Source organism: Arthrobacter sp. MMS24-S77 (genome assembly GCF_054888235.1).
This window is the reverse complement of record NZ_JBTZRN010000001.1, coordinates 3,332,346-3,357,175: the sequence shown is the minus strand read 5'-3', so window position 1 is coordinate 3,357,175 and position 24,830 is coordinate 3,332,346. Positions and strand designations below refer to the sequence as shown.

The following is a 24,830-nucleotide window of genomic DNA, read 5'->3' as shown; positions in this document are numbered from 1 at the left end:
GCCCAGACCGTGGACGCCCGCTGAGGGATCCCTCATCGGGACTCTGCTGGAGCATGGCCGGCCGATTCGTGGCAGAACCATTGATGCCTCTCAAGCGAACCGACGTACCTGCTTCCACCCGGGGTCTGTATCGTGTCGGGTGACCCCGCCGACCACACTTGCGGCGGTCTGGATCGCGTCGCGCCCGTTCTGGTCTTCAGAATCTGAGTAGTAGTGCAGCAGTCTCTCGCCAGCTGCCGTCTCGTGGGCAACCAATATCCCTCGGACGCCGAGCGCCCCCGAGATGTCATCCTCGATTCCGCGGAGCACATCAAGCGAGTCTGCCGTGGGCAGGCCGTCGTCACGCTTGTCCTCGTAGGCGAGCCGCACCTCCGTATGGAGGTCGAAGATCGGGTAGTCGATCCAGCGCAGCGGTCGGCGGGCGCTTACAACGATCCTCTCGCCACCGCTAGTCATTCCCTCCATAAGGACCCATTTGTCAGGCTGGGACTGAGCGGCCATTTCGTTGACGGCGGCCACGAGGTCTGAGGCGGTGGCCATGGCCGTGTTGCCGAAATCGGTTGTGTCGACGGCGCCGATCCATTGTTCGACCCCGTCCTCGCCCAGGACCCAGTCGAGCAGCAGGAAGGATACCCGGAGGGGGCTCTTGTCGGGCATTTCAGCAAAGAGCGGGTGATGAACCGCGATGTCGAGGCGTTCCCTTTCGGAATCCTCCGCGATCCGGAAGTGAACATCGCCTAGGTGGAGGCGGTAGCCATCGATCTCGAGTTCGTTGTCGACGACACCTGAGACTGGCTGTCGGGCGGCGGCGAACTCCCACGACTTGTCCGCGGGAGGGGCCGCCCGGAGCCATTGTTCCGCGATCCGCCGCAAAGAGGCATCGCCCTCCGAACTGACAGCGAGAAGACTGCGGGCCGTGCGCCCAGGCCCCGTGTCCCAGGCCAAACTTGGGTGAATGGCTGCGAGTTGGGTACTCATCACGTCTGGAAGATCGCCCCACTGACCAGTATCCACGGCGGAATCGAACCGAACCGCGCCTTCCGATGCCCACCACTGCCAGAACCTTGCAATTGGATGCACCGGGGCCGGAGCGACCTTTCGCTTGAAGAATCCCATTTCTCCCCCTATTTCGGTGTCCTGCGTGCTCCTCCCACGAATCTACCCGACGCGCTCGTCACGATCCTCGACCTGCCGAGGCGGCCGTCGATTGAACGCCCGTGCGGGCCAGGACGGGGAACCGGAACGACTAGGTACCACCCACCCGGACGGACGGCTTCGAGTCCGCCAGCCGTAGTCTTGGCCACTGAAAATCCCTCGCCGGACGTATCGCAAGCCTGCCACTAAGGGATCCTTTACCGGACACGGATAGGGGCAGACCTTCATTCCGGAAGGAATTCTGGATGGCCGTTCGCCGGTCCGCGGCGACGATATAGACTCTCGCCATGAATCCTTGGTTCAAGAGATCACAAGTAGCGTCGCTGCTAGCCGAAGCCCCCGTGTATTTCGTGTCTGCGTCCACCGCGGTCAGCGCGACCCCAGGGGAGATCTGGGAACTCATCAAACCTGCGGAGAAAGGTCCGCTCCTGTCACCGGAGGTGGTGTGCGGTTTTCGGGCCCCTGACGTGGAGGGACTCGGCGAGATCCAAGTATTCATCTCGGCGCGCGCTGGTGTTGAGCATGTGTCGGCACTGGAAGTTATGGAGGAAATCCCGCAGGAATTGGCTATCACCAGGATCCTGGGTGACGAAGATCCGACAGCGCGCGGGCGAACCGTCTTACGTGCCGGCGACGGCCGGACGACGATCCTCGAACTTGGGCAGTATTTCAGTTTGCCGGCCGAAGAAGCCGGAAATTTACCTAAGTATGAGCAGCACTACGAGCTCTACTGTCGCCAGTATGTTGAACGGGTGAAGGCATTCTTTGAGCAATCCTCTGCGGTCGCCGCGGATGCTCCCTGGGATGCCGAACAGCCAAGTCCTCCGGCTGAGCCGCCCCACCCATTGGCTGGAAGTGGAGGTTGAGAGCGCCTGGCATTCTTGACCGTGCCCGTCAGGCGACCATTAGCCGGCAGAGTAACGGCGGATTCCATGAGGATCCGTCAACGGTCACGAGGCCTGGCAGTGGGTGCTCACCGGCCGGGCTGCAGGTATTCTGCGACCGCGCGGTACATCAGCCCGGAGTTCTCGCTGTCACGGCCGAACCCGAGGCGCTGCAAGGCCTGTACCTGTTCGTCTGTGGTCGTGAACACTATGGCCGCCCAGCCGGGGCTGAAGTCCGGTACGAGGGTCCGTATCGCGGTTTCGAGATCGTCGACGGTGGCCTCCGGGCCGTGGACCAGCGCGTTGACGATCCACAGATGTCTGACTCCATGGCTCCTTTTCCACCTCCGGGCGTTCAGCCTGAGGCCCCGCGAGCGGTGGAACCTGAGTGACGGGAAGATTACCGCCATCGAGCCGATGATCATCACCTCAAGGGCCACCATCACCCCGAAGCTGGACGAGGCGGGAACGGTCGTGGACACGAGGGTTCCGAGTGCGATGCCGATGGCTACCGCGAGCAGAGCCCTGAACTCGGCCAACCCGCGGAACTCGCGCTCCGTGCCTGCTGCTGCCGTGACGGAGCCGCGGCCGACAACCATGCCGGCGAGGGAGGCCAGTGTCAGGGAGACGGTGGCGGAAACCAGGGTGCTGGCCCTCTGCGCACGGGTCCGGGCTCCCAATGCCGCATAGCCTCGTGCGGCGTTCCATGCCTGGGTCGGGCCGAACACGTCCCACTCGGTGTCTGTTGAGTCCCCGCCCATGCCTGCCCCCTGTTAGCACCTTCATTTGATCGTTTTCGAGGACCGCGATGAGCCCACTGAAGTGTATATCTCACGTCTGAGTTCCATCGATCTCGGCGCGCCGCCGCTCGAAAGCGTTCTCAGCCCTGCACTGCCCATGGTCGATGCGGGATCGGTAAACGAACAACACTACCTATCGCTACGATTCACATACATGGTCGTGAGCAGCAATTAGGCGGCCCTGTCGGCGGGATTCTGAAGCTTTGTGATCGACCGGCTTACAGGAGCAGACTAGGTGGACCCAAGCAGAAGATTCACGGCAGCGAGTTCCTCAGATGTGAACACACCCTTGTTCTCGGACAGTAAGTCGGCGGGTGTGCGACCTGTGTGGTCTTGGGCGCTGCTATTGGCACCGCCTTGGCAGAGAGCTTCGATAGCTGAGACATTCCCGCGGACGAAGCAATCCGTCGGTTGGGTCGGCTGTTGGGCGTGGGAGAGCTGGGCAGCCGTGCAGTCCTCGACCTGCAGGTCAGAAGATTCACCCGCGACCAGCGTCAGGCCATCGTTTCCTATGCAGAAGAACTCAGATCAAGGTTGCCCGATGGGCGCTGAACTGGTCGCGTGCTGTCCGTTTACGGTTGATCGTCCTGGCTTCGCTCCCCAGCATTCAGCGCCGTGAAGTGCATATGAACTCCGTGACGGCGATCAGTCCGCGTCCGCAGGGCGCACGCCATGGCGGCCCTGGCGTGCTAGACCCGCCCCCAAAGTGTCCGTTGCGGGATCCCCCTAACGGAACACTTCCCGAGCGGCCTTGCGCCTCAAGCCAGATGCGGATCCATACGGAACTGATCTCTTCGATGGGGTAGCCACGGCCGTTTTCCGTCTCCTTCAACCTGTCAGCCCACACGTCGGGATTAATGACTTTGTTGAGACCGGACAAAGGGGCGAGCCTTCCCGGGGGCAACCAGGCTTCAGCTGCCCCCGGCCTCCACATCTTCAAAGGGGGCAGAGGATTCCACCCGGCCCAGGAGCGAGAGCCGGCTTGCGATTCTGGCCAAGTCAACCGACTGGGCGCTTGTCTGGTGCGCCGGATCCTGGGCGAGATCCCAGTCCAGGGGACCGTGGCCTACCAGGAACAGCGTGATGTCCTGGTCGTACAGGACATCCACCACGTTGCTGAACCGTTGCCAAGCCGGGGCGGAACCCGCGGCCGACTCCACCGTTGGCGAGGGCACGCCGTCGACCACCCAGGTCTTGTAGTCCACTGCCAGGGCCAGGTAGTCCGCCGTCGACGTCAGCCCGCCGCACAACTCGGAGAAACTGATCCAGAGCATATCGTCGGCCGCTTTGGCGGTGAGCCGTTGCGTCGTGGGGGTGAGGATTCGCTCTTGTGACTTCGACGGCGGGAACAAACCGAAAGCCCCCAGTTGCGCGGTCGTTCCGGGTGTGATGATCTTGCCCCTGCTGAAGGCCTCCAGACCGGGAACCACTAGATCCAGTTTTTCCGCTTGAAGATGACGTACATGAGGAGGCCCGCGGCAATCATGAGTCCGATCGCCATGGGGTAGCCGAACGGCCAATGGAGCTCGGGCATGACGTCGAAGTTCATGCCGTAGAGCCCGGTAACGAAGGCCGGTGCAAAGAAGATCGCTGCCCACGAGGAGATCTTCTTGGTTTGTTCGTTTTGCGCTGCGCTCGCCTCGTTTTGCCGGTTCGCGGTCAGGGTGCCATCGAGGGTCAGGGCGTTTTGAAGCAGGTCCCGGAACCCGCTGGCACGGGAAATGACTTGTTCGACGTGGTCCTCCACATCGCGGAGTTTGCGCTGCAGCTCTATGTCCACACCGTATTTGACGAAACCGCGCTCCAGGGATGCCATCATGTCCGGGAGCGGGTTGATTGCGCGCTGGAACTGAATGACCTCACGGGCAAGCTCATAGATGCGCCGGGAAACGGAGGGATCGCCGCCGAAGAGCTGGTCCTCGATCTCGTCAATGTCGTTTTCCAGTCCGGAAATCACCGGACCGTAATCGTCCACTACTTGGTCCAACAAGGCATACAGGACGGCTTCGGGCCCATGGCGAAGCAGCTCCGGTTGTTGTTCCAGATGGCGCCGAACCTGGGCCACCCCGGGCGTTTCCGCGTGACGGACGGTGACCACGAAGTTCTTCCCGGTGAAGATGTGAAGCTCACCGAACTCCACGGTCTCGGTATCGTCCAGGTACCGAGCGGGCCGCAGGACCGTGAAGAGGTTGTTGTCGTAGCGTTCCAGCTTGGGGCGCTGGTGCGCGTTGACGGCGTCTTCGACGGCGAGCAAGTGAAGACCGAACTCGGCAGCCACTGCTGCCATTTCCGTCTCGTCCGGCCGGTACAGTCCAATCCACACCATGCCGCCATGGGCGGCCAGCGTTTCGACGCTTTGCTCAAGGCTTCCCGGAGTGGCAGTTCGGATACCGTTGACGTAGACGGCGTTGTCAATGATGGTCACGTGGCTATTCTCCTCCCGTTACTGCCATGCCCCGATGATTGACCCGGCCACAGCCATAGCCACGATGTCATGGCCGGAATCGATGAGCGTCACGGCGGATGGCCTGCCTGCGAAACCGTTATGGATGACGTGGCCACCGGCGCGGAAAACCACGGCAACCACCAGCGCGAAGAATCCGCCGGCCACGCTTCCGTGCACCCCCAACTTGACGATCAGAATGGCCAGCAAGATGCTCGTCAGGGCTGCGGCTACCATCATGGGGATCCAGATCGCGGCGCCGCCGTCGATCTTCTTGAGGTCTTCCTCGGTCTTGCCGATGGCCTGCATCCATTTTCGACCAAGGAGCGCGGGCATGTACCAGACAAATCCAATGACCATGCTGGAAACGAAGGCCACGAGTATGGCCAGCCAGTTGAGCTGCGAAACAGAAGAGAGCCAATCCATTCTGGAATCCTAGTCGGGTTCGCTGAGGGGCGGTTCGGCCCCGAGCTGCCCTTTGCCCCGTTTCGCTGTGCTGGCCTTTGCGGTGCTGGCCGTCTCGGCGGCGTCCACGAGCCGGCCGATGAGCGGCTCGGTCCGGTAAGGGATATGGGTGTGCAGGGCGAGGACTGTTTCCGTACGGATGACGCCCTTGATTCGGAGAATGGAGCGAAGCGCGGTTTGCAGGTTGTGCGTGTCGGTGGCCACCACCCTGCACAAGAGATCGCCCCTCCCGGAGATTTCATGCACCTCAAGTACCTGGGGGATGCGGCGCAAGGCTCCGATCACGCCGTCGAGTTCCCGGTGGGTCACCTCCAGGGTGACGAAGCCGACGACGTCGTACCCCACCTTTTCGAGGTCAACCTCGCGGCCGCCGTCGTTCAGTACGCCCGAGCGAACCAGGCGGCGCATCCTCGATTGGGCGGTGTTGCGCGCAATCCCCAGTGCCTCGCTGAGTTCGCCGATCTGAACCCGGGGATCACGGATCAACTCCAGGAGGATCTTCAGGTCCGTCGGGTCGAGGTTGCTCACGTCGTCGCTCCAGATCATTCGTGGTCATCAGCGGAGATCACTTTTGACTGTTTTGATCAATTGTTCCACGCCTTCCTGCCGTATGTGGCAAGTTTGCGAAATCCTGTTGCCATCAATGTTTGGGCCATGACCGTCCCGGCCCACAAGGCCAGGTTCCGTGATGGCCGCTGAGGCGAAGGCACGGAAATGACTGTCTTTAGCGAACTGCGCATGCGTCCGGCCACCGCCGTGCGCTGGGGCTGGGATGCTTCTACTACGGCACGGCTGGTCTTGGCCGGCGTCGTCATTTTCACATTGCTAGTCGGTGCCAACTTGGCGAGTCCGCTGTATCCGCTGCTTCAGGCGGAACTCGGAATCACTTCACTGGGCGTGACAATTGCCTTTGCAAGCTACGTCCTGGCACTGGTGGCTGTGCTGATGCTCGCTGGCCACTGGTCGGACCATATCGGCAGGCGCGCGGCGCTGGTGCTGGCTGTCCTCGTCGGCCTGGCTGGCGGCCTGATTTTCGCCAACGCGGACAACCTCCTGATGCTCTCTGCCGGCCGGATGCTCCAGGGCGTCGCCGTCGGTCTTGCCACCGGAGCAAGCTCGGCGGCTTTGCGTGAATTGCTTCCGTCCCGGCCCGAGTGGGCCTCGCGCTTCACTTTGCTTTCGTCGTCCGGCGGGGTGGCTGCCGGTCCTGCCATCGGCGGATTGCTTTCGCTGCTCCCGGGTGCAACCTCCACACCCTTCATCATCCACGCGGCAGTCCTGCTCCTTTTGCTGGTGCCGCTGTGGCTTCTCAAGGCGCGGCCTGCGATTCGGCCTGCCGAAGGTCCGCGGCCCTACACGGTCCTCGCCCCTCGCCGGCCCTCGGTGTCGAGGGAAGCAAGAGGGGCGTTCTGGCTCGCATCCAGCGTGGGATTCCTGAGCTTTGCCGTGTTCGGATTCTGCCTTTCGCTCGCGCCCGGTTATTTCGCCGTCGTCGTACACGCTGATTCGCGCCCCATGACCGGGCTGCTTGCCGGGCTGACGTTGGGTGCGTCCGCGCTCAGCCAATTGCTGACGGTCCGCAGCAGGTTCGCAGTGCCCTCGGGGCTGGCTGCGTTGGGAGTTTCCATTGTGCTGGTCGGTGCGGCCGCGTCCCTGTCCAGTCCGGTGCTGCTGGTGGCAGCGAGCCTGTCCGCTGGTGTTGGGCAGGGCATCGCGTTCAGGCAGGTCTTCAATGACGTTGCCGGAAAAGTGGAGGCATCCCGGCACGCCCAGATCATCAGCACCGTCTACGTCATCACCTACCTCGGCAGCGCTGTGCCCGTCATCGGACTGGGCCTGGCGGCTTCGGTACTGGGACTGGGTGTCGCGGCCAACTATTTCACCGTGGTGTGCGGATTGGCGGCGATGGCGCTCGCAGCCGTGTCCTTCCGCAGGGTGCTCCGGAAGGGCTGACGAAGGCCTCACCACGCAAGCTGGTTCGCAAAGATTGATTTGCAAAGAAATGCTTGCAAAGGTTTCTTTGCAAGAGTAGGGTTTCCGGCATGGACAAGGTGCAGGAACCGGAGTTTCCCGTCCGCAAGGTCGATACAGCGTCCCTCAAGGCGCTCGCGCACCCCTTGCGCGTGCAAATCCTTGAGATGCTCTCCCGCTACGGGGCACAGACGGCCTGCAGCCTGGCCGAACTCCTGAATGAGTCCAGCGGCGCTACGAGCTACCACCTGCGGCAGCTTGCCAAATTCGACTTCGTTCGTGAGGTCAAGGGCAAAGGGACTGCGAGGGAGCGGTGGTGGGAACGGCCCAAGGGGGCCATCCAGATCACCTCGCCAGAGATGGCCAATTCACCGGCAACCCAAGAGGCGTCCCGGCTGGTCACCCGCGAATTCGAACGCAGCAGGCAGGCTGTGCTTGCCGATTTCATGGCCCACGGCATGGATTCCCTGGACGAGGAATGGCTGGAAGCCGCCATCGTCAACACCGCAAACGCCCGGGTGTCAGCTGAGCAGCTCGGACGCTACGCCCGTGCCATGGAGACCTTGGCCTACAAGCTGCTGGAGGAAATCCGGAGCGAGCCTGAGCCGGAAGATGCCCGTCCCGTGCAGATCCACTTCAACGCATTCCCGATCCTGGGCGTCCCCGCTTGGGCCGGAGACAAGAAATCCCGCGACGCGAAGTCGCACGCAGCAACCACCGAAGGGAAAGAGCCATGAGCACTGCCACCGCATCATGCGGCACCTACCGCCAGCCCTCCATCCTGGAATCGGCAGCGGCCGGAATCGGGGCCAGCCTGGTTTCATGGGCCGAGCGCAGGCGTTACATCCCGCCGGTCGACGTGGCTCTGGAGAGAGCTGCCTTCAGGCGCCGGCAGGAACTTGGTGATTTGCGCCAGGATGCAGTGGCAACTGCGCACTCCGGCCTCGAACCACGGCACTGACCCGGCAGAATCGAGCCAGCAGCAGAATCGGGCAGCGGCACAATCGGGCTGGCTAGGGCAACTTCTATTCCGGCAGCGGTCCGTGGTTGCCCTGGATATGGGCAAAGACCAAGGTGGTCTCGGTGTGGCCCACCACGGGGTCCGTGGCAAGGTTGTCCAGGACCCAGTCGCGGAGGTCGTCCGTGTTGGCAACTGCGATATGCAGCAGGTAGTCCACGGAGCCCGAGGTGTGGAACGTGGAGATCACTGCCGGGAGCGCAGGCACGCGGGCCGTGAAGCGGTCAATCTGGTCGCGGTCGTGGGCGCGCAGGCGCACAGCGATCAAGGCCTGGACCGAACGCCCGATTGCGGGCAGGCTGAGAACCGCTTCGAAACCCTCGATAATGCCGCGCTCAGAAAGCGATCGCGTGCGCATGAGCGCCGTCGACGGAGCAATTCCGACCAGCTCGGCCAACTGCTTATTGGAGATCCGGGCATCGTCAACCAAAGCCGCGAGGATGCGTTCGTCGATCGCATCCAAGGGCTCGCTAATGCCGACGGGCCGAACGTTCTTCGGGGTGGTGCTCACGGATCCTCCTGAAAGTGCTGTCTATTCATCATAGGTGCCAGTTTCCGCGCAATCCATTCATTTGCACTGTCAATCTCCGAATTATTGCAAGATACTGACCGAATTCAACGGTGAATAATTCAAGGAGAGCAGTGACAGCCATCGATACACTCGCAGTCCACGCGGGCCGGACAGGACTCACGGAACAGGGCGTACACGCCGTTCCCATCGACCTTTCGACCACTGCGCCTTTGCCTTCTGTCCACGACGGCGGCCTCGCCTACGAGCAGATGGCCACAGGCGGCGTGCACCTCGACGGTCAAAGCACGGTGTACCAGCGTCTCTGGAATCCTACGGTAGCCAGGTTCGAAGACGGCGTAGCGGCGCTCGAAGGTGCAGCGCAATCGGTCGGTTTTGCCTCAGGCATGGCCGCCTTCAGCGCGGTGCTGCTCGCCGCCCAATCGGAAGGCAAGACGCATGTGGTTGCGGTGCGGCCCCTATACGGCGGCACGGACCACGTTCTGGCCAGCGGGCTTCTTGGCAACCAAGTCACCTTCGTCAAGGCCGACGGCGTGCGGGACGCCCTTCGCCCTGACACCGGCCTGGTGGTGGTGGAGACGCCAGCGAACCCGAGCCTGGACCTCGTGGACCTGACCCGTCTGGTCTCCGAGGCCGGCGATGTTCCGGTGCTCGTGGACAACACCTTCGCCACTCCGATTCTCCAGCAGCCGCTCAAACATGGCGTCGCGATGGTGCTCCACAGTGCCACGAAGTTCCTGGGCGGCCACGGCGATGCCATGGGCGGCGTGGTGGCGACAAGTGCGGAATGGGCCACGCGGCTGCGCCGGGTCCGTGCGGTGACCGGAGGCATCCTGACTCCGTGGCCTGCCTACATGCTGCACCGGGGCCTGGCGACCCTTCCCATCCGGGTCCGTGCCCAGCAGGACCACGCACATAAGGTCGCAGCGGCGCTTGCGAGCCACGAACTCGTCGCCAAGGTGTACTACCCTGGGCTTCCCGAATGCGATCCCCTTCATTTGGTGGGTACGCAGATGAGCGGTCCGGGCTCGTTGATGTCTTTCGACCTTGAATCTGCCGAGCACGCGGAGCGTATCCCCGGAGCGGCGCGGCTCATCGCGCACGCGGTGTCGCTGGGCGGTATCGACACGCTCATCCAGCACCCCGCCGGGTTGACCCACCGACCTGTGGCCCCGGAAGCCAAGCCCCAAGCGCGCATGCTCAGGCTTTCGATCGGCTTGGAAGATCCCTCCGATATCGTCGATGACCTGGTCCAGGCCATCGAGTCGACCCGGTAGCGTCCGCTATCTTCCCTGCCCGGCCGGTTTCACGGAGGAGCCGACGACGGCGCCCTCCCGCGCCGGGGAGCGGTGCACGACGGCGGTGATCACCGCCGTCGTGCACCCCAGGGCGATGACCGTCCAGGCGAGTGCGCTCCACCCGAAAGCCTGGAAGGCGAGTCCTCCTGCCCATCCAATAATGCTGGAACCCAGGTAGTAGGAGAGGTTGTACAACGAGGCAGCCTGCGCGCGGCCGCTCGTTGCGATGGTTCCGGTCCAGCCCGCTCCGATGCTGTGCGCTGCGAAGAAACCGCCAGTGAAGACCACCAAGCCCGCCAGGATCGCTGCAACGTTGTCCCACAAAGTGAGTCCGAGGCCGGCCGTCATGGTCGCGATGCCGGCGAGCAGGACCGTGCGGCGGCCAAAGCGCAGGGACAATCCCGCTCCCCAACGGGAGCTCACTGTACCGGACAAATAGGCAAGGAAAATCAGGCTGACCACGGTGGCAGGCAGTCCGAACGGCTCCGCGTGCAGGCGGAACCCCAGGTAGTTGTAGACGGCCACGAAGCCACCCATCAGCAGGAACGCCTGAACATAGAGGGCGAGCAGCCGTGGATTGGAGGAATGGCCCGCCAGGGTCGTCAATGCCCCGTGGAAGCCTCCGGCCGAACTAGGCGTGAAGCGACGGGGCTTCGGGATCAGGAGTAGGAACAGGGTGGCCGAGACCGTGGCGAGGATGGAGACCGCAAGGGCAGCGGCCCGCCATCCCCACAACTCGCCGATGGGCCCCGCGAGCAAGCGCCCGGCAAGCCCGCCGAGGGTGGTGCCGGCTACGTAACTGCCTGCGGCCAGTGCGGCGTGCACCTTATTGACCTCTTCGTTAAGGTACGCGATGGCGATGGCAGGAATACCGCCCAACGCCATGCCCTCCAGCGCCCTCAAGCCTAGGACAAGGGGAAAGGTGGGGGACAAGGGGACGAGCAGGCCCAGGACAGTGGCCGCCGCGATTCCGATAGCCATGGCACGCACCCGGCCGATCCTGTCGGCCACGAATGACCACGGCAGTACCGTCGCGGCGAGCCCTACGGTGGCCAGGGAAATGGTGAGTGCTGCCTCGGCTGCCGTGATGTGGAGCTCGTTCGACATGAGTGGCAATACTGCCTGGGTGGAGTAGAGCTGCGCGAACGTGGCGACGCCGGCCAAGGCCAGCCCGGCGAGGATCCTCCGGTATGCAGTGGAGCCCTTCAGGTGGCCTTCCCAAGGGGATTCGGTGGTGCTCTTGGACGCTGCGCTTGTGCTCACCTGTTCACAGTACGGCGGCCCGAAGTGATGATTCCAATGCATGATTCTCTTACGATTGATAGCAGAATTGGATGATATCGGAAGCGGCATCTGAAGCGGATGGCCTGGAGGCGGACAAGATATGGACATTGAACACAAGCAATTGGTCCAGCTGCTCCCCATGCTGCCCCTGCTTGCCGAGCTGGGCCGGACGGAACACATCACCGAGACAGCCGAGCTGCTCGGAGTACCCCAATCGACGGTGAGCCGGGCGCTGGCCCGGGCCAGCGCCGTCGTCGGGACCGAACTGCTCATCCGCGAAGGCCGCGGCGTCCGGCTGACTCCGGCGGCAAAGACGCTGCTTCCCTATATCGAAGCGGCGCTCGCGGAATTCCAGGCCGGGCTGGACGTGGTCCGCCACGAATCCGACGTCGTCCGCGGCCGAATAGCAGTGACCTTCCAGCACACTTTCGGCGAAGCAACATTGCCGCTGCTCATGAGCGCCTTCCGGAGCAAGCACCCCTCCACGGCATTCGAGCTCAGCCAAGGAGCGCGCGCCGCTTGCCTCGAGTCGCTCGTCGCGGGAGACGCCGATTTCGCCTTGACGGCGCCAGTGGCAGCCCCCGGCAGGAACCTCGGCTCGGCAGCGCTCTACCGGGAGCCCCTGCGGCTGGTTGTCCATCACCGACATCCGGTGGCCGGGCGGCCCAGCGTGCGGCTTGCCGAACTCAAGCACGAGCCGTTCGTTTCCATGGGGCCGGGGTTCGGCCTGCGCTCGCTGACCGATGCGATCTTCCGGGATGCGGGCTTTCGGCCGAGGGTTGCTTTCGAGAGCCAGGACTCGCACACCATCCGCGGACTCGTGTCCGCCGGATTGGGCTACAGCATTCTGCCACCCGGAGGATTGGGCCCGGGTCCTCAAGGAGTCCTGGATTCCACTGACTTGGGATGGGTGGAAGTATCGCTCGACTCGGAGCTCGCGTTCCGGGAGATAGGGATTGCGTGGCGGGAACGACGTCAGGAACCCGACCCCGTACGTCTTTTCCGTGAGCTGGTGCTTTCAGAAGGCCCCGGGCTGCTCGCGGGACTTGTGAAGGCGCGCTCCGGAAGCCAGTAGGATCACCCAGCGCGCCCGCGCTACGCTTTTGGACGTGGAAACTGCAAAGAACGCGACCCCCTGGCCCGACGACGCATCGGACCCGGCAACGGTCATCGGCCTGGACATTGGTGGCACGAAGACCCGCGGCGTGCGGTTCGAGGACGGTAAACCGGTCCGCGACGAAAGCACGGGCAGCTCCAACGTCCAGAACGTCAGCCGAGAGGTGGCGGCCGAAAATCTCGCGGAGCTCTTCGCCATGATCGGAGGCGGCCACGTGGACCGCGTCCTTGCCGGTGCCGGCGGAATCGACACCGACGCCGATGCCCGCGCCCTCGCCGACTTGATCGAGCCGCATGTTCCGGGCGCAGAGGTCACGGTGGTCCACGACTCCCGCCTGCTGCTGGCGGCAGGCGGGGCCAGCACGGGAGTGGCTGTCATTGCGGGGACTGGGTCCGCGGCCTGGGGAAAGAATGCCGACGGCGAAGAAGCCCGCGCCGGCGGCTGGGGCTTTCTCCTGGGCGATGAGGGCAGCGGTTATTGGCTGGGCCGGGAGGCGGTGCGGCACAGCCTTCGGCGGATGAACAAAGGGCTGGAACCCGATGGCCTCACGATCGCGCTTCTGGAATCCTGCGGGGTGGACGACCCCAACAAACTCATCGCCCTCTTCCATTCGGAAGACACGGATAGGCGGTACTGGGCCCAGCGTGCGTCTGCTGTGGTGGAGACCGCCCGCGAAGGGCTTGAGATCAGCCGCCAGCTGCTGGACCAGGCAGGACGGGATCTCGCGGAACTTGCGGCGCAGGCCGTTCGGCAACTGGGCCTCCACGGACCGGTGATCCTGGGCGGCGGGCTCGGCATGAATGTGGAGCCCTTGCAATCCGCGTTCCGGGCAGGGCTGGCAGTGCACGGAATCACCGATGTCCGGGTTTTGGACCAGGAACCGGTGTTCGGTGTGCTGCAGATCCTCGCCGAACAGGCCTAGTCCTACTCCACACCCCGGTTCCGGGTCCTCGGCTTGAGCTGGACGCCCGGCATGGGTGGCGCGGGGATCCGCCCGGCCTCCGCTCCGGCGTCGGGCCCATGGCCATTGATCAAGCCGAATCGCGCCGCGCGGGCGTCGTCGTCGCCCAGGAGCGCCTGGGCTTCCCAGTCCTCGCGCGCTTGCTCTACTTCTTCGTGCGTCCGGCCCACGAAGTTCCACCACATCAGGATGTCTTCTTCGAAGGGTTCGCCACCCAGGAGCATGAAGCGGGTTCCGGGAGCTGCCTCGAGGCGGAGCGAATCCCGGTCCATACCAAGGAATGCCAAGGGCCCGGCGTCGACTGTTTGGCCGTCGATCACCGCGGAACCGTCCAGAACCAGGACCGCGTGTTCGAAGGCCGGGTTCAGTGGCAGTTCGATGGTGCCTGAGGCGGTGATTTCGACGCCGACAATCGGACTGTACATGGTGGCAGGGGAGCGCTGTCCGGCGAATTCACCGACGAGCACGGTGGCCCTGAAACTGTCCGTCGAGACCACCGGCAGATCGATGATCTGCTGAAACGACGGAGCCCGGTGCCTTACGGAGTCCGGTAAGGCGACCCACAACTGCAGGCCGCGGGACAGCGGCAGGGGAGCGCCGCCGTCGGGCGTTCCATCTGGTTGAAGCCCTGCCGGCAGGACAGCGAACTCGGAATGCGAAATGCCGCGGCCGGCCGTCATGATGTTCAACTGCCCCGGGCGGACCACGACGTCGCTTCCCACACTGTCGCGATGCCGCACCTCGCCCAGGAGCGGCCACGTGACGGTTTGCAAACCCGTGTGCGGGTGGGGGAGGACGCTCATCGCCACCCGATCCGGACCGAAGCTATCCAGGAAGCACCACGCGCCCACGGTCGGGAGTCCACGCTGGGGGAGGGTGCGGGAGACCGTCATGTTGCGGACGCCGCCCAAGGGAACGTCGCGGGACGGCCAAAGCTGCACACAAGGTCCTTGGCCGGGATGACCCGCAGGGCAGACTTCCTGGGCCGGGGCCGTTTCCAAGTTGGTCACGATACAACTCCATGTGCTGAAATGTTGCTAAATGTACTATTCTGTTTCGCGTGAACAATGCCGTTTTGAGCTACCACGACGCCGTCCTCTACCGTTCCGGGGAACGCTACCGCATCCTTGCCGGAGCCATCCATTACTTCCGCGTGCACCCGGACCACTGGCAGGACCGGCTGCGCAAGCTCAAAGCCATGGGCGCCAACACGGTTGACACCTATGTGGCCTGGAACTTCCACCAGCCTAGTCCCGATATTGCCCCGGATTTCAGTGGGTGGCGGGACCTCGGCCGGTTCATTGACCTCGCGGCTGAAGAAGGGCTTGATGTCATTGTCCGCCCGGGGCCCTACATTTGTGCCGAGTGGGACAACGGCGGCTTCCCGGCGTGGCTCACGGGCACCCCGGGAATCGGATTGCGTTGCCTCGATCCTCTGTTCACGGACCCCATTGAGCAATGGTTTGACCATGTGCTTCCCATCATCGCCAGCCGCCAGGCCTCCGTCGGAGGGCCGGTAGTGGCCGTGCAGATCGAGAACGAATACGGCAGCTATGGCGACGACCACGACTACCTTCGTTGGAATCGCCGCGCACTTGAAGAGCGCGGAATCACCGAAATGCTGTTCACCGCCGACGGCGGCACGGACTACTACCTCGACGGCGGCGCCATCGATGGGACATGGGCGACGGCGACCCTCGGCAGCCGCGGTGACGAAGCGGTGGCCACATGGGAACGCCGACGCCCAGGCGAGCCGTTCTTCAACGTCGAGTTCTGGGGTGGCTGGTTCGACCATTGGGGCGAACACCATCACATGCGTGATGCCGCCGAAGCCGCCGCGGAGGTCCGGAAAATGCTTGACCTGGACGGCTCCGTCTGCATTTACATGGCCCATGGAGGCACCAATTTTGGGCTTGGTTCCGGCTGCAACCACGATGGCACCCGCATCCAGCCCACCGTTACGAGCTACGATTCAGACGCTCCCATCGCCGAGAACGGAACCCTCACCCCCAAATTCCATGCGCTCCGGAGCGAGTTCCTGCGGGCCCAAGGGATCGAGGACTTCCCTGAGCTTCCACAAGAGCTGCTCGCCGAACCGGCGGTTATCCCCGCGCAGAGCCTGCCTTTGGCGACCGGCCCGGGGCTTCTGGCAATTGCCAGGGCCGCTGGCACACCCGTGCCCAGTGTCCGTCCGCTGAGCTTTGAACAATTGGGCCTCGACGCCGGCATGGTGCTGTACACGGCCGACGCCGTGCTTCCCGGAAAGCCGGGAACCCCGACCGAATCGGCTCTTCGACTCAGGGGCTTGAACGACCGCGCCTACATCTGGGTGGATGGCGTCTTCGCCGGAATCCTCGACGACGTCACTGCGGCGGAAGGCTTGAAGGTCACCGGGACCGGGGCGCCGGTCAAGTTGGAGATCCTCGTAGAGAACCTCGGGCGGATCAACTACGGACCCCTGACCGGGCACGGCAAAGGAATCCTCGGCGGCGTCCTGGTCAACCAGCGGTACACCTTCCATTGGACGCAGACGCCGGTGCGGCTCGCCGAATGGGGCTCCGAGCATATTGAGCAGCTCGCCGGGGCAGAGTTCGTGGCGGGGGAAGCAGCGGACACGTATCTCGCTCTGCCGGACTCCGGCAGAGGCTTTGCCTGGATCAACGGCTTCCTCCTTGGCCGGTACTGGGGCATTGGACCCCAGCAGACGCTCTACGTTCCTGCGCCGCTCATCCGTGCCGGCCGCAACACCATCAAGGTGCTTGAACTTGAAAAGCCCGGCACAGTGGTGGAACTCCGTGAAAGCGCCGATCTTGGTTCAATGGACAACTCGGAGATCGCGGCAGCGTTGTTGCCCGCTTAGGCTGGCTTCATGAGCATCCAGTTCGACACCCGCCCGGCCGCTTACGGCGTGGTCATCCGCGACGGAGCAATCCTTCTTGCCTACTGGAAACAAGACGGCAAAGAAGGCTGGACCCTTCCCGGCGGAGGTCTGGACTTGGGGGAGCATCCCGTGGACGGTTGCCGCCGTGAGATCCAGGAGGAGACCGGCTACGACGCCGAGATCGGAGCGATGCTCGGCATCGACGTCGGACATTGGCCGGGCGAGGAGCGGCTGGACGGATCGGACCGTGATTTCCAGGCGATCCGATTGGTCTACGAGGCAAACATCACCGGTGGCGAACTGACCCACGAGATAGACGGCAGCACCACCCATGCCGCCTGGGTGCCGCTGGGCAAGGTACCCGGACTAAACCGCGTTTCCCTCGTGGATATCGGCCTCCGTTTGCACAGTGAACGGCCCATCAACGGAAAACTCCCGGCGTCCTGAGCATTGCCGATTCATTACGGTCTTCGCGCCTGCGCTGACATCGTCGGTGGTGCTGGCTAGGCTGTAGAAACATCAGGTCACTGCTGATTCATTTCGATCGTTGATATTGCAGCCCAACAGTTAGGTAAGCCCGGGAATGGCTGAAGCCATGATTGAGTTCCAGAGCGTCACCAAGCAGTATCAGGGCGGGCAACCCGCTGTTGATGGATTGAGCATGTCCATCGACAAAGGTGCCATCACCGTCTTGGTTGGGCCTTCGGGCTGCGGAAAGACCACCTCCCTCCGGATGATCAACCGCATGGTGGAGCCCACCTCAGGCACCATCACCGTGGCCGGCAAGGATGTTTCGAACGAACCGGCCGCCCAGCTGCGCCGCTCCATGGGCTACGTCATGCAGTCTTCCGGGCTCATGCCCCACCGTTCGGTGCTGGACAACATCGCCACCGTCCCAAGGCTCAATGGTGTTCCCAAAGCGGCGGCCCGCAAACGCGCGGAAGAATTGCTCGAGGTCGTCGGACTGGCTTCGGCGCTCGGCAAGCGGTACCCGTCCCAATTGTCCGGTGGCCAGCAGCAGCGCGTCGGGGTGGCACGCGCGCTCGCGGCGGATCCGCCGGTATTGCTCATGGATGAGCCCTTCAGTGCGGTGGACCCCGTGGTTCGTGACGAACTCCAACAGGAACTCCTCCGGCTTCAGCGAGAACTGGCCAAGACCATCGTGTTCGTCACCCACGACATTGACGAGGCCACCGTCCTGGGCGACAAGGTGGCGGTCTTCGCCGTCGGGGGCAAACTAGCGCAATATGCGGCGCCTGAAGAGATCCTCCGGGCTCCCGCCAACGATTTCGTGGCCTCGTTTGTTGGCCGCGACAGGGGATTCCGGCACTTGGCCTTCAACGCCGCCGACGCCGTGCCGGTGCATCCGGTCAAGACCGTCGAAGCGCCGCAACTTGCCGCGGGCAGCGGCGAATGGGCATTGGTGCTCGACGGCGACTCCCGGCCCATGGGATGGGCCTCGCCACGTGACGGTGCCGGGCTGATTCCCGGAGGTTCCTTGTTCCGGCGCGGGGACACGCTCCGCCGAGCCCTGGATGCCGCTTTGTCCTCACCATCGGGCTTGGGCGTGGTAATCGACGACGACGGCCGGCTCGCCGGTGTCCTCAAGGCCGAGGAAGTCCTGGCACTGATCGAACAAACCCGGCACAACCGGGAGGACGCCCCCTGATGGAATGGTTCCTGGCGAACAACGGGATGGTCTTCGAGCGGGCCGGCGAGCACCTTGTCCTGGCTTTGATTCCCATGGTGCTCGGCCTGCTCATTGCCGTGCCGCTGGGCCAGCTGGCTCGGAGGAACCGAACGCTCAGGACTGTGGTCACCACCGGAAGTTCCCTGCTGTACACCATTCCTTCCTTGGCGCTTTTCATCATTCTGCCGCCGATCCTGGGAACCCGGATCCTGGATCCTCTCAACGTGGTGGTTGCCCTCACTATCTATGCCGTTGCCCTGCTGGTCCGGGCGGCCATGGACGCCTTCGATTCCGTGGACGATGACCTCCGGATGGCGGCAGTCTCCATGGGCTTCAAGCCGACCGCGCGTTTCCTGCAGATCGACCTACCCCTTTCCTTGCCGGTGCTCTTTGCGGGCCTGCGCGTGGTGTCCGTCAGCAATATCTCCCTGGTCAGCGTGGCCGCGCTCCTGGGCGTCGGGAACCTGGGAATGTTGTTCACCGACGGCCTGCAGCGCACGTTCGTCACTGAGGTAGTAGTCGGCATCATTGCCATTCTCCTGCTGGCCCTCGTCATGGACACGTTCTTGGTCCTGCTGGAGAAGCTGCTGACGCCGTGGACGCGGGCGAGTGCCGCAACCGCCAAGCAAGATTCCAAAGCGGCGCAGTTCATCGCGGATGCCGGAATCCACGCGGAGGCGGCCCGATGAGCAACATCTTCGTGGACACACTCGCTTGGCTCACGGATCCGGTTCACTGGTCAGGAAGCAGCGGAATCGCCACCAGGCTCCTGGAACACCTGCAGTATTCCGCGCTGGTCCTGGTGATTGCCGCGGCCATCGCCGTACCCGTGGGCCTCTTCATCGGCCACACCGGACATGGACGCGTCGTCGCCGTGGCCTTCGCCGGTGCCTTGCGGGCCCTCCCCACCCTCGGCCTGCTCGTCCTGTTTGCGCTGTTGGCCGGAAGCGGACTCATGCCGCCCGTTTGGGCGTTGGTCATCCTGACGGTGCCACCCCTTTTGGCGGGGACGTACGCCGGGATTTCCAGCGTGGATCCGACCGTGGTGGACGGAGCCCGGGCCATGGGCATGACCGAACTCCAGATCCTGTTCCGTGTGGAACTGCCCAACGGCCTGCAAGTCATGTTTGGTGGCATCCGCACTGCAGTCCTGCAGGTCATCGCGACGGTCTCCGTGGTGGCCTACCTTCCGCTGGGCGGCTTGGGGCGTTATCTTTTTGACGGATTGGTCCTCCAGGACTTCCCCCGCATGCTGGGCGGGTCATTGCTCATCGCGGCGTTGGCAATCGCCGTCGACCTCATTCTGGCGCTGGCGCAGAGGATTCTGCTCCCGCCCGGACTTTCCATCGATTCCAACGGCGGCCACAAGGCCGCCGGAGATCTCGCAGCCGCTGCACCAGCAGGGGCCGCCGTTCAAGGAGGTACCGCATGAAGCACCCCGTCACCCTGACCCGCCGCGGGCTCGGCGGCCTAGCGGCCGGAGTCGGCATTGCGCTCGCCCTGAGTGCATGTGGCGGCAGCCCGCTGTCCACGCCATCCACCAACGCACCCTCCGGGGGCGGGGGTTCACTGACAGTGGGGTCGGCAGATTTCCCGGAGAGCCAGGTCATTGCCGAAATCTACGCCGGAGCACTGAACGCCGCGGGCGTCACCGCCACCACCAAACCCAATATCGGATCGCGCGAAATCTACTTCAAGGCCGTCCAAGACGGTTCGATCGATCTCGCCCCCGACTATTCCGGCAACTTGCTGTCCTATCTGGACGCGAACGCTACCCAGGTCTCGGCCGATGACGTCTACAAGGCGCTGCCCGGAAAGCTTCCGCAGGGATTGGGAGTGCTCGACGCTGCCAAGGCCGAGGACAAGGACGCCATGGTGGTTACCAAAGCCACCGCAGAGAAGTACCAGCTCAAGTCCATCGATGACCTCGCCAAGGTCTGCAAGGACCTCACGATGGCGGCCCCGGCAACTTTTGAGACCCGTGCCTACGGTTTCCCGGGTCTCAAAGCCAACTACAACTGCGTGCTCAAGGGCCTGAAGCCGTTCAGCGACGGCGGCGGCAACCTGACGTTGCAGGCTCTGCTGTCCAACGACGTTCAGGTTGCGGACATCTACACCACCACGCCGTCCATCCAGGACAACGCGCTGGTGGTTTTGGACGATCCCAAGAACAACTTCAAGGCCCAGCAGGTCCTCCCGCTGTACAACAAGGCCAAGATGACGGACAAGGCGAAGGACGCCCTCAATGCCGTGTCCAAGATCCTCACCACGGATGACCTCATCAACCTCAACCGCGCAGTCAGCGGCAACCAGAAGCAGAACCCCAAGGACGCCGCAGCCGCATGGCTCAAGGACAAGGGGATCGTGAAGTAGCCTTCACAAGAAATGCCCGACGGCGGCGAGGAACCCTGGGGGGCCTCGCCGCCGTCGTCGCGAATGTGAGTGATGTCTCAACTGAAGTACATCCCCGGTATGGCATATTTGATGGATGGCAGAATTCAAGCAGTCCACCAAGCTTCATAATGTCCTTTACGACATCCGTGGACCGATTCTTCAGGCCGCCCAGCAGATGGAGGCAGAGGGTCACCGCATCCTCAAACTGAACATCGGAAACCCGGCACCGTTCGGATTTGAAGCGCCGGACGCGATTTTGGTGGACATGATCCGCCACCTGCCCCACGCCCAGGGATACAGCGATTCCCGCGGTATTTTCTCGGCACGCACAGCTGTCTCGCAGTACTACCAGACCCGCGGTATCCAAAACATCCACGTTGACGACATTTATCTTGGCAATGGCGTCAGCGAGCTCATCACCATGTCGCTCATGGCTTTGCTGGAGGTGGGAGACGAGATACTCATCCCCACTCCCGACTACCCGCTCTGGACCGCCTCAGTGGCACTGGCGGGCGGCCGTCCTGTCCACTATCTGTGCGACGAAGAATCGGGCTGGCAGCCGGACCTTGAGGACATGGAATCCAAGATCACGCCTCAAACCAAGGGCATCGTGGTCATCAACCCCAATAACCCCACGGGTGCCGTGTATCCGGAGGAGACCCTCAAGAAGATCGTTGCCCTCGCTGAAAAGCATGGCCTGGTGGTGTTCGCCGACGAGATCTACGAGAAGATCCTCTACGAAGATGCGGTCCACGTGAATCTTGCCGGGCTCACCGGCGACGACGTCCTCTGCCTGACGTTCAGCGGACTGTCCAAGGCGTACCGGGTGTGTGGCTACCGTGCGGGTTGGATGGCCATCTCCGGTCCCAAGAAGGATGCCGCAGACTACCTCGAGGGCATCAACCTGCTGGCCAACATGCGTTTGTGCGCCAACGTGCCGGCACAGCATGCCATCCAGACCGCCCTGGGTGGCCACCAGAGCATCAACGATCTCATCCTGCCAGGCGGCAGGCTCCTCGAACAACGGAACAAAGCCTACGATCTGCTCAACGCGATCCCTGGAGTCAGCACGCAGCAGGCCAGAGGAGCCCTCTACCTGTTTCCGAAGCTTGATCCCGAGGTCTATCACATCCGCGACGACGAGAAATTCGTCCTCGACCTGCTCAAGGAACAAAAAATCCTTGTCTCGCACGGCCGGGCTTTCAACTGGGTGCGTCCTGATCACTTCCGGATGGTGACCCTGCCAAACGTCAAGGACATTGAGGAAGCGATCGGCCGCATGGCGGACTTCCTCGGGCGGTACCAAGGCAACTAGCCTGTTGTGCAACGCCGCCACCAACGCGGGGCAGATCAAAGGGGAAGTCGAATGGCCGGGACCAAGGAGTTCGCGAAGCAGGTATCCACGGTCTTAAGGGCCGGCCCGGGATTCTTGCTGGATGCAGTAGACCCGGAATCGACGCCCGGGTACAAAGGGAAGAAGTCCGATGGAGTTTCTTTGCTGGCAGCCCAGGACGGTCGTTTGGACGTCCTGCAGGAGATGCTCTTTGCCGAGGGGAAGTTTGGCAGCTCCAAGCGGGTGCTGTTGATCCTCCAAGCCATGGATACTGCCGGCAAGGGCGGGATTGTTGAGCACGTCGTGGGGTCGATGGATCCGCAGGGAGTCAAGGTTGCCCCGTTCAAGGCGCCCACTGACGAAGAAAAAGCCCACGATTTCCTCTGGCGGATCGAGAAGGCCTTGCCTGCCGCCGGATTCGTCGGGGTTTTTGACCGCTCCCACTACGAGGACGTGCTGATACACCGCGTGCACGGTTGGGCGAACGAGGCCGAACTGGAACGGCGCTACGCCGCAATCAACGAGTTCGAGGCACGGCTTGTCGAGCAAGGCACGGTGATCGTCAAGGTCATGCTGAACATCAGCCGCGATGAACAGAAAGCGCGCCTGCTGGCACGACTGGATGACCCTTCCAAGCATTGGAAGTACAGCACGGGCGATCTCAAAGAACGCGCCTATTGGGACTCCTACATGGAGGCCTATCAGCTCGTCTTCGAAAGAACGTCAACCGAGGTAGCGCCATGGTATGTGGTTCCCGCGAACAAGAAATGGTTCGCGAGGATCGCGGTCCAAGAGCTTCTCCTGGAGGCCCTCGGGAAGCTGGATCTGAGCTGGCCGAAAGCCGACTTTGATGTGTCGGCAGAACGGGCGCTGGCTGTCCAATCCTAACGGGCCGGTGGCACGTGCGTCTTAGCCAGTTTGCGTCAGCGCGTGATGCTCAGCGCGCGGACGTCGAGTCATCTTCGCCGTTGTTTCGGGCGGCGGCCAGCCTCCTGCGGGCACCTTCCAGCCACTCTTCACAACGCTTGGCCAGCGCCTCGCCGCGTTCCCACAGCGCGAGTGATTCCTCAAGGCTCGCTCCGCCGGCTTCAAGGCGGCCAACCACGCCCATGAGCTGCTCGCGGGCTTCCTCGTAACTGAGGGCATCCAGGTTCTCAGCCGCGGCTTTGGCCTCGGGGGAGGAGTTCTCTGCTGTCATCTTCTAGTCCTCATTCTGCTGTTGCTTGCTTGGGTGTCGGGAAGCGCTGGAAGACATGGCTGCTCCGGAAGACACGGCAGAAAGGCGGCCTTCCGCCAACCGCAGGGTCAGCTCGGTGCCGTCCGGGGCTTGGTCCGGGCTCCGGACAACATCGTGGGCGACGCCGTCCGCTCCCGCCACTTGGACCACCGCGTAGCCGCGGTCCAGCGTTTTTTGCGGGGACAATGCCCTTATCTGAGCTCGGAGGTGGTGCACCTGGTCAAGTGCGCGGACGACGGCGGAGCTCACAGCCGTGTGCGCGTGTTTCCGGAGTCGCTCAACGTCCTCTGCCCTGGCTGTGACCATTCCCTCAGGGGAAGCAAGCACGGGGCGTGATCTCAACGCGTGGAGTCGATCCGTTTCGCGGTCCACGAGGCGGCCCACGCTACGGTGCAGTTGCTCGCGGGCCTGCCGGACCGTCGCCATTTCCTCGGCGACGTCCGGCACAATCCTCTTTGCGGCGTCAGTAGGCGTGGACGCCCGCAAATCCGCGACGTCGTCCAGGATCGGGTGGTCGGCCTCATGGCCAATTGCGCTCACCACGGGAGTAGCCGCGGCAGATACTGCCCGGACCAGTTCCTCGTTGCTGAAGGGAAGCAAATCCTCCAACGCTCCGCCGCCTCGGGCGATCACGATCACATCCACGTGGGGATCGGCGTCGAGTTCCCTGAGGGCAGCCAAGATCTGAGTGACCGCGGTGACTCCTTGGACAGCGACCTCGCGGATGGCGAATTCCACGGCTGGCCAGCGAAGCGCCGCGTTGCGCAGTACGTCTTTCTTGGCATCCGAATCGCGGCCGGTAATCAGCCCGATCCGGTGGGGGAGCAGAGGCAGCCGTTTCTTCCGCGACTCTGAAAACAACCCTTCGGCGCCAAGGGCCTGGCGCAGGCGCTCGATCCTCGCAAGGAGATCACCGAGGCCAACAGGGCGGATGTCCTTGATCGACATGTTGAGCCGGCCGGTCTTAAGCCAGAATTCTGGTTTCACTAAGGCGACGACGCGTGAGCCGCGCTCCAAGGGCACCTTCTGGCGGTCCAGGACGTTGGACCACAGCGATGCGGGCAAGGAGATTTCAGCGTCAGTGTCCCGCAAAGTCACGAAAGCGCTGCCACCACGACGGTTGAGTTCGATGACTTGGCCTTCGATCCACGCCGCCGGGGCGCGCTCTATGTGCGTCTTGAGCTTGCGCGACAGCAGTTGTAGCGGCCAAGGATTGTCCGGGGTGGTCTCCGACGCCGTGGCGGGCAGGGTTGACTCTGCGTCGGGAGACTCGGCAATTGGCAACGGCTGCGGCGTGCCGCCGGGTACGGCATCATAGGACACGCGGGTAGCCTCCTGCTGGTGGCTGGTGCATGGTTCCGTCCTCGCTG

The 24,830-nt window shown here is 63.3% G+C and carries 26 protein-coding genes; 15 read left to right on the top strand and 11 right to left on the bottom strand.

Annotated features, from left to right (window positions below; translation table 11 throughout):
* Nucleotides 1-90 precede the first annotated feature (90 nt).
* Nucleotides 91-978: a DUF695 domain-containing protein gene (locus tag ACX5I4_RS15330; protein ID WP_461837402.1), complete on the bottom strand. Its 888-nt coding sequence runs from the start codon at nt 976-978 to the stop codon at nt 91-93.
* Between the two features lie 464 nt (nt 979-1,442).
* On the opposite strand from ACX5I4_RS15330, the gene ACX5I4_RS15325 reads away from it, so the two are divergent.
* Entirely contained in the window at nt 1,443-2,021 is a 579-nt protein-coding gene (locus ACX5I4_RS15325; protein ID WP_461837401.1) for a hypothetical protein, read from the top strand.
* A 107-nt stretch (nt 2,022-2,128) separates the two neighbouring features.
* On the opposite strand, the gene ACX5I4_RS15320 is transcribed toward ACX5I4_RS15325, so the two are convergent.
* The 5 genes from ACX5I4_RS15320 to ACX5I4_RS15300 all read right to left on the bottom strand — a co-directional run bounded on the left by ACX5I4_RS15320 (nt 2,129) and on the right by ACX5I4_RS15300 (nt 6,293).
* A complete protein-coding gene (locus ACX5I4_RS15320) occupies nt 2,129-2,800 on the bottom strand; it encodes a hypothetical protein (protein ID WP_461837400.1) in 672 nt (223 codons plus the stop codon).
* Nucleotides 2,801-3,750: 950 nt separating this feature from the next.
* A complete protein-coding gene (gene zapE, locus ACX5I4_RS15315; RefSeq protein ID WP_461837399.1) occupies nt 3,751-4,269 on the bottom strand; it encodes an AFG1/ZapE family ATPase in 519 nt (172 codons plus the stop codon).
* Nucleotides 4,269-5,264 carry a magnesium/cobalt transporter CorA gene (corA, locus tag ACX5I4_RS15310; protein WP_461837398.1) on the bottom strand — a complete coding sequence of 332 codons (996 nt, stop codon included), beginning with the start codon at nt 5,262-5,264 and terminating at the stop codon, nt 4,269-4,271. Before corA ends, zapE begins: the two co-directional genes overlap by 1 nt.
* Before the next feature lie 18 nt (nt 5,265-5,282).
* Nucleotides 5,283-5,708 carry a DUF1761 domain-containing protein gene (locus ACX5I4_RS15305; protein ID WP_461837397.1) on the bottom strand — a complete coding sequence of 142 codons (426 nt, stop codon included), beginning with the start codon at nt 5,706-5,708 and terminating at the stop codon, nt 5,283-5,285.
* A gap of 9 nt (nt 5,709-5,717) precedes the next feature.
* A complete protein-coding gene (locus ACX5I4_RS15300; RefSeq protein WP_461837396.1) occupies nt 5,718-6,293 on the bottom strand; it encodes an Lrp/AsnC family transcriptional regulator in 576 nt (191 codons plus the stop codon).
* A 168-nt stretch (nt 6,294-6,461) separates the two neighbouring features.
* Between ACX5I4_RS15300 and ACX5I4_RS15295 the strand changes: the two genes are divergently transcribed.
* From ACX5I4_RS15295 to ACX5I4_RS15285, 3 genes are all read left to right on the top strand, one after another.
* Entirely contained in the window at nt 6,462-7,700 is a 1,239-nt protein-coding gene (locus ACX5I4_RS15295; RefSeq protein ID WP_461837395.1) for an MFS transporter, read from the top strand.
* An 89-nt stretch (nt 7,701-7,789) separates the two neighbouring features.
* Nucleotides 7,790-8,455, top strand: a complete 666-nt coding sequence (locus ACX5I4_RS15290) for an ArsR family transcriptional regulator (RefSeq protein ID WP_461837394.1) — start codon at nt 7,790-7,792, stop codon at nt 8,453-8,455.
* Nucleotides 8,452-8,679, top strand: a complete 228-nt coding sequence (locus ACX5I4_RS15285; RefSeq protein ID WP_461837393.1) for a 2-nitropropane dioxygenase — start codon at nt 8,452-8,454, stop codon at nt 8,677-8,679. Before ACX5I4_RS15290 ends, ACX5I4_RS15285 begins: the two co-directional genes overlap by 4 nt.
* A gap of 64 nt (nt 8,680-8,743) precedes the next feature.
* Here the strand turns inward: ACX5I4_RS15285 and ACX5I4_RS15280 are convergent, their stop codons facing one another.
* The gene (locus ACX5I4_RS15280) at nt 8,744-9,247 is read right to left on the bottom strand and encodes an Lrp/AsnC family transcriptional regulator (RefSeq protein WP_078108298.1); all 504 of its coding nucleotides are present in this window, start codon (nt 9,245-9,247) and stop codon (nt 8,744-8,746) included.
* 131 nt (nt 9,248-9,378) lie between these two features.
* On the opposite strand from ACX5I4_RS15280, the gene ACX5I4_RS15275 reads away from it, so the two are divergent.
* Entirely contained in the window at nt 9,379-10,542 is a 1,164-nt protein-coding gene (locus ACX5I4_RS15275; RefSeq protein WP_461837392.1) for a trans-sulfuration enzyme family protein, read from the top strand.
* A gap of 6 nt (nt 10,543-10,548) precedes the next feature.
* Here ACX5I4_RS15275 and ACX5I4_RS15270 read toward each other — a convergent pair whose 3' ends face one another.
* Nucleotides 10,549-11,826 carry an MFS transporter gene (locus tag ACX5I4_RS15270; protein ID WP_461837391.1) on the bottom strand — a complete coding sequence of 426 codons (1,278 nt, stop codon included), beginning with the start codon at nt 11,824-11,826 and terminating at the stop codon, nt 10,549-10,551.
* Between the two features lie 121 nt (nt 11,827-11,947).
* Between ACX5I4_RS15270 and ACX5I4_RS15265 the strand changes: the two genes are divergently transcribed.
* Both ACX5I4_RS15265 and ACX5I4_RS15260 read left to right on the top strand, forming a co-directional pair.
* Complete coding sequence (locus tag ACX5I4_RS15265) at nt 11,948-12,922, top strand: LysR substrate-binding domain-containing protein (RefSeq protein WP_461837390.1); 975 nt, start codon at nt 11,948-11,950, stop codon at nt 12,920-12,922.
* 34 nt (nt 12,923-12,956) lie between these two features.
* Entirely contained in the window at nt 12,957-13,886 is a 930-nt protein-coding gene (locus tag ACX5I4_RS15260; RefSeq protein WP_461837389.1) for an N-acetylglucosamine kinase, read from the top strand.
* A gap of 2 nt (nt 13,887-13,888) precedes the next feature.
* On the opposite strand, the gene ACX5I4_RS15255 is transcribed toward ACX5I4_RS15260, so the two are convergent.
* On the bottom strand, nt 13,889-14,935 hold the full coding sequence (locus ACX5I4_RS15255; RefSeq protein ID WP_461837388.1) for a pirin family protein: 1,047 nt from the start codon (nt 14,933-14,935) through the stop codon (nt 13,889-13,891).
* A gap of 50 nt (nt 14,936-14,985) precedes the next feature.
* Between ACX5I4_RS15255 and ACX5I4_RS15250 the strand changes: the two genes are divergently transcribed.
* The 8 genes from ACX5I4_RS15250 to ACX5I4_RS15215 all read left to right on the top strand — a co-directional run bounded on the left by ACX5I4_RS15250 (nt 14,986) and on the right by ACX5I4_RS15215 (nt 23,111).
* Complete coding sequence (locus ACX5I4_RS15250) at nt 14,986-16,785, top strand: glycoside hydrolase family 35 protein (RefSeq protein ID WP_461837387.1); 1,800 nt, start codon at nt 14,986-14,988, stop codon at nt 16,783-16,785.
* A gap of 9 nt (nt 16,786-16,794) precedes the next feature.
* On the top strand, nt 16,795-17,253 hold the full coding sequence (locus ACX5I4_RS15245; RefSeq protein ID WP_461837386.1) for an NUDIX hydrolase: 459 nt from the start codon (nt 16,795-16,797) through the stop codon (nt 17,251-17,253).
* 136 nt (nt 17,254-17,389) lie between these two features.
* On the top strand, nt 17,390-18,475 hold the full coding sequence (locus tag ACX5I4_RS15240) for an ABC transporter ATP-binding protein (protein WP_461837385.1): 1,086 nt from the start codon (nt 17,390-17,392) through the stop codon (nt 18,473-18,475).
* Entirely contained in the window at nt 18,475-19,185 is a 711-nt protein-coding gene (locus tag ACX5I4_RS15235; RefSeq protein WP_461837384.1) for an ABC transporter permease, read from the top strand. The genes ACX5I4_RS15240 and ACX5I4_RS15235 overlap by 1 nt, the downstream gene beginning before the upstream one ends.
* Complete coding sequence (locus tag ACX5I4_RS15230) at nt 19,182-19,928, top strand: ABC transporter permease (RefSeq protein WP_461837383.1); 747 nt, start codon at nt 19,182-19,184, stop codon at nt 19,926-19,928. Before ACX5I4_RS15235 ends, ACX5I4_RS15230 begins: the two co-directional genes overlap by 4 nt.
* Complete coding sequence (locus ACX5I4_RS15225; RefSeq protein WP_461837382.1) at nt 19,925-20,869, top strand: ABC transporter substrate-binding protein; 945 nt, start codon at nt 19,925-19,927, stop codon at nt 20,867-20,869. The genes ACX5I4_RS15230 and ACX5I4_RS15225 overlap by 4 nt, the downstream gene beginning before the upstream one ends.
* A gap of 115 nt (nt 20,870-20,984) precedes the next feature.
* Nucleotides 20,985-22,205 (top strand): pyridoxal phosphate-dependent aminotransferase, encoded by a 1,221-nt coding sequence (locus ACX5I4_RS15220; RefSeq protein WP_059387460.1) that lies wholly within the window; start codon nt 20,985-20,987, stop codon nt 22,203-22,205.
* Between the two features lie 51 nt (nt 22,206-22,256).
* A complete protein-coding gene (locus ACX5I4_RS15215) occupies nt 22,257-23,111 on the top strand; it encodes a polyphosphate kinase 2 family protein (protein WP_461837381.1) in 855 nt (284 codons plus the stop codon).
* 49 nt (nt 23,112-23,160) lie between these two features.
* Here the strand turns inward: ACX5I4_RS15215 and ACX5I4_RS15210 are convergent, their stop codons facing one another.
* Nucleotides 23,161-23,421 carry an exodeoxyribonuclease VII small subunit gene (locus ACX5I4_RS15210; RefSeq protein ID WP_461837380.1) on the bottom strand — a complete coding sequence of 87 codons (261 nt, stop codon included), beginning with the start codon at nt 23,419-23,421 and terminating at the stop codon, nt 23,161-23,163.
* A 3-nt stretch (nt 23,422-23,424) separates the two neighbouring features.
* Entirely contained in the window at nt 23,425-24,738 is a 1,314-nt protein-coding gene (xseA, locus tag ACX5I4_RS15205; protein WP_461838749.1) for an exodeoxyribonuclease VII large subunit, read from the bottom strand.
* Nucleotides 24,739-24,830: the final 92 nt, after the last annotated feature.

Bases quoted from the DNA above. Each gene is read 5' to 3' on its own strand.
- ACX5I4_RS15330 (WP_461837402.1), bottom strand. From the start codon at position 978: ATGAGTACCCAACTCGCAGCCATTCACCCAAGTTTGGCCTGGGACACG.
- ACX5I4_RS15325 (WP_461837401.1), top strand. From the start codon at position 1,443: ATGAATCCTTGGTTCAAGAGATCACAAGTAGCGTCGCTGCTAGCCGAA.
- ACX5I4_RS15320 (WP_461837400.1), bottom strand. From the start codon at position 2,800: ATGGGCGGGGACTCAACAGACACCGAGTGGGACGTGTTCGGCCCGACC.
- ACX5I4_RS15305 (WP_461837397.1), bottom strand. From the start codon at position 5,708: ATGGATTGGCTCTCTTCTGTTTCGCAGCTCAACTGGCTGGCCATACTC.
- ACX5I4_RS15300 (WP_461837396.1), bottom strand. From the start codon at position 6,293: ATGATCTGGAGCGACGACGTGAGCAACCTCGACCCGACGGACCTGAAG.
- ACX5I4_RS15295 (WP_461837395.1), top strand. From the start codon at position 6,462: ATGACTGTCTTTAGCGAACTGCGCATGCGTCCGGCCACCGCCGTGCGC.
- ACX5I4_RS15290 (WP_461837394.1), top strand. From the start codon at position 7,790: ATGGACAAGGTGCAGGAACCGGAGTTTCCCGTCCGCAAGGTCGATACA.
- ACX5I4_RS15285 (WP_461837393.1), top strand. From the start codon at position 8,452: ATGAGCACTGCCACCGCATCATGCGGCACCTACCGCCAGCCCTCCATC.
- ACX5I4_RS15265 (WP_461837390.1), top strand. From the start codon at position 11,948: ATGGACATTGAACACAAGCAATTGGTCCAGCTGCTCCCCATGCTGCCC.
- ACX5I4_RS15245 (WP_461837386.1), top strand. From the start codon at position 16,795: ATGAGCATCCAGTTCGACACCCGCCCGGCCGCTTACGGCGTGGTCATC.
- ACX5I4_RS15240 (WP_461837385.1), top strand. From the start codon at position 17,390: ATGGCTGAAGCCATGATTGAGTTCCAGAGCGTCACCAAGCAGTATCAG.
- ACX5I4_RS15235 (WP_461837384.1), top strand. From the start codon at position 18,475: ATGGAATGGTTCCTGGCGAACAACGGGATGGTCTTCGAGCGGGCCGGC.
- ACX5I4_RS15230 (WP_461837383.1), top strand. From the start codon at position 19,182: ATGAGCAACATCTTCGTGGACACACTCGCTTGGCTCACGGATCCGGTT.
- ACX5I4_RS15225 (WP_461837382.1), top strand. From the start codon at position 19,925: ATGAAGCACCCCGTCACCCTGACCCGCCGCGGGCTCGGCGGCCTAGCG.
- ACX5I4_RS15220 (WP_059387460.1), top strand. From the start codon at position 20,985: ATGGCAGAATTCAAGCAGTCCACCAAGCTTCATAATGTCCTTTACGAC.
- ACX5I4_RS15215 (WP_461837381.1), top strand. From the start codon at position 22,257: ATGGCCGGGACCAAGGAGTTCGCGAAGCAGGTATCCACGGTCTTAAGG.
- ACX5I4_RS15210 (WP_461837380.1), bottom strand. From the start codon at position 23,421: ATGACAGCAGAGAACTCCTCCCCCGAGGCCAAAGCCGCGGCTGAGAAC.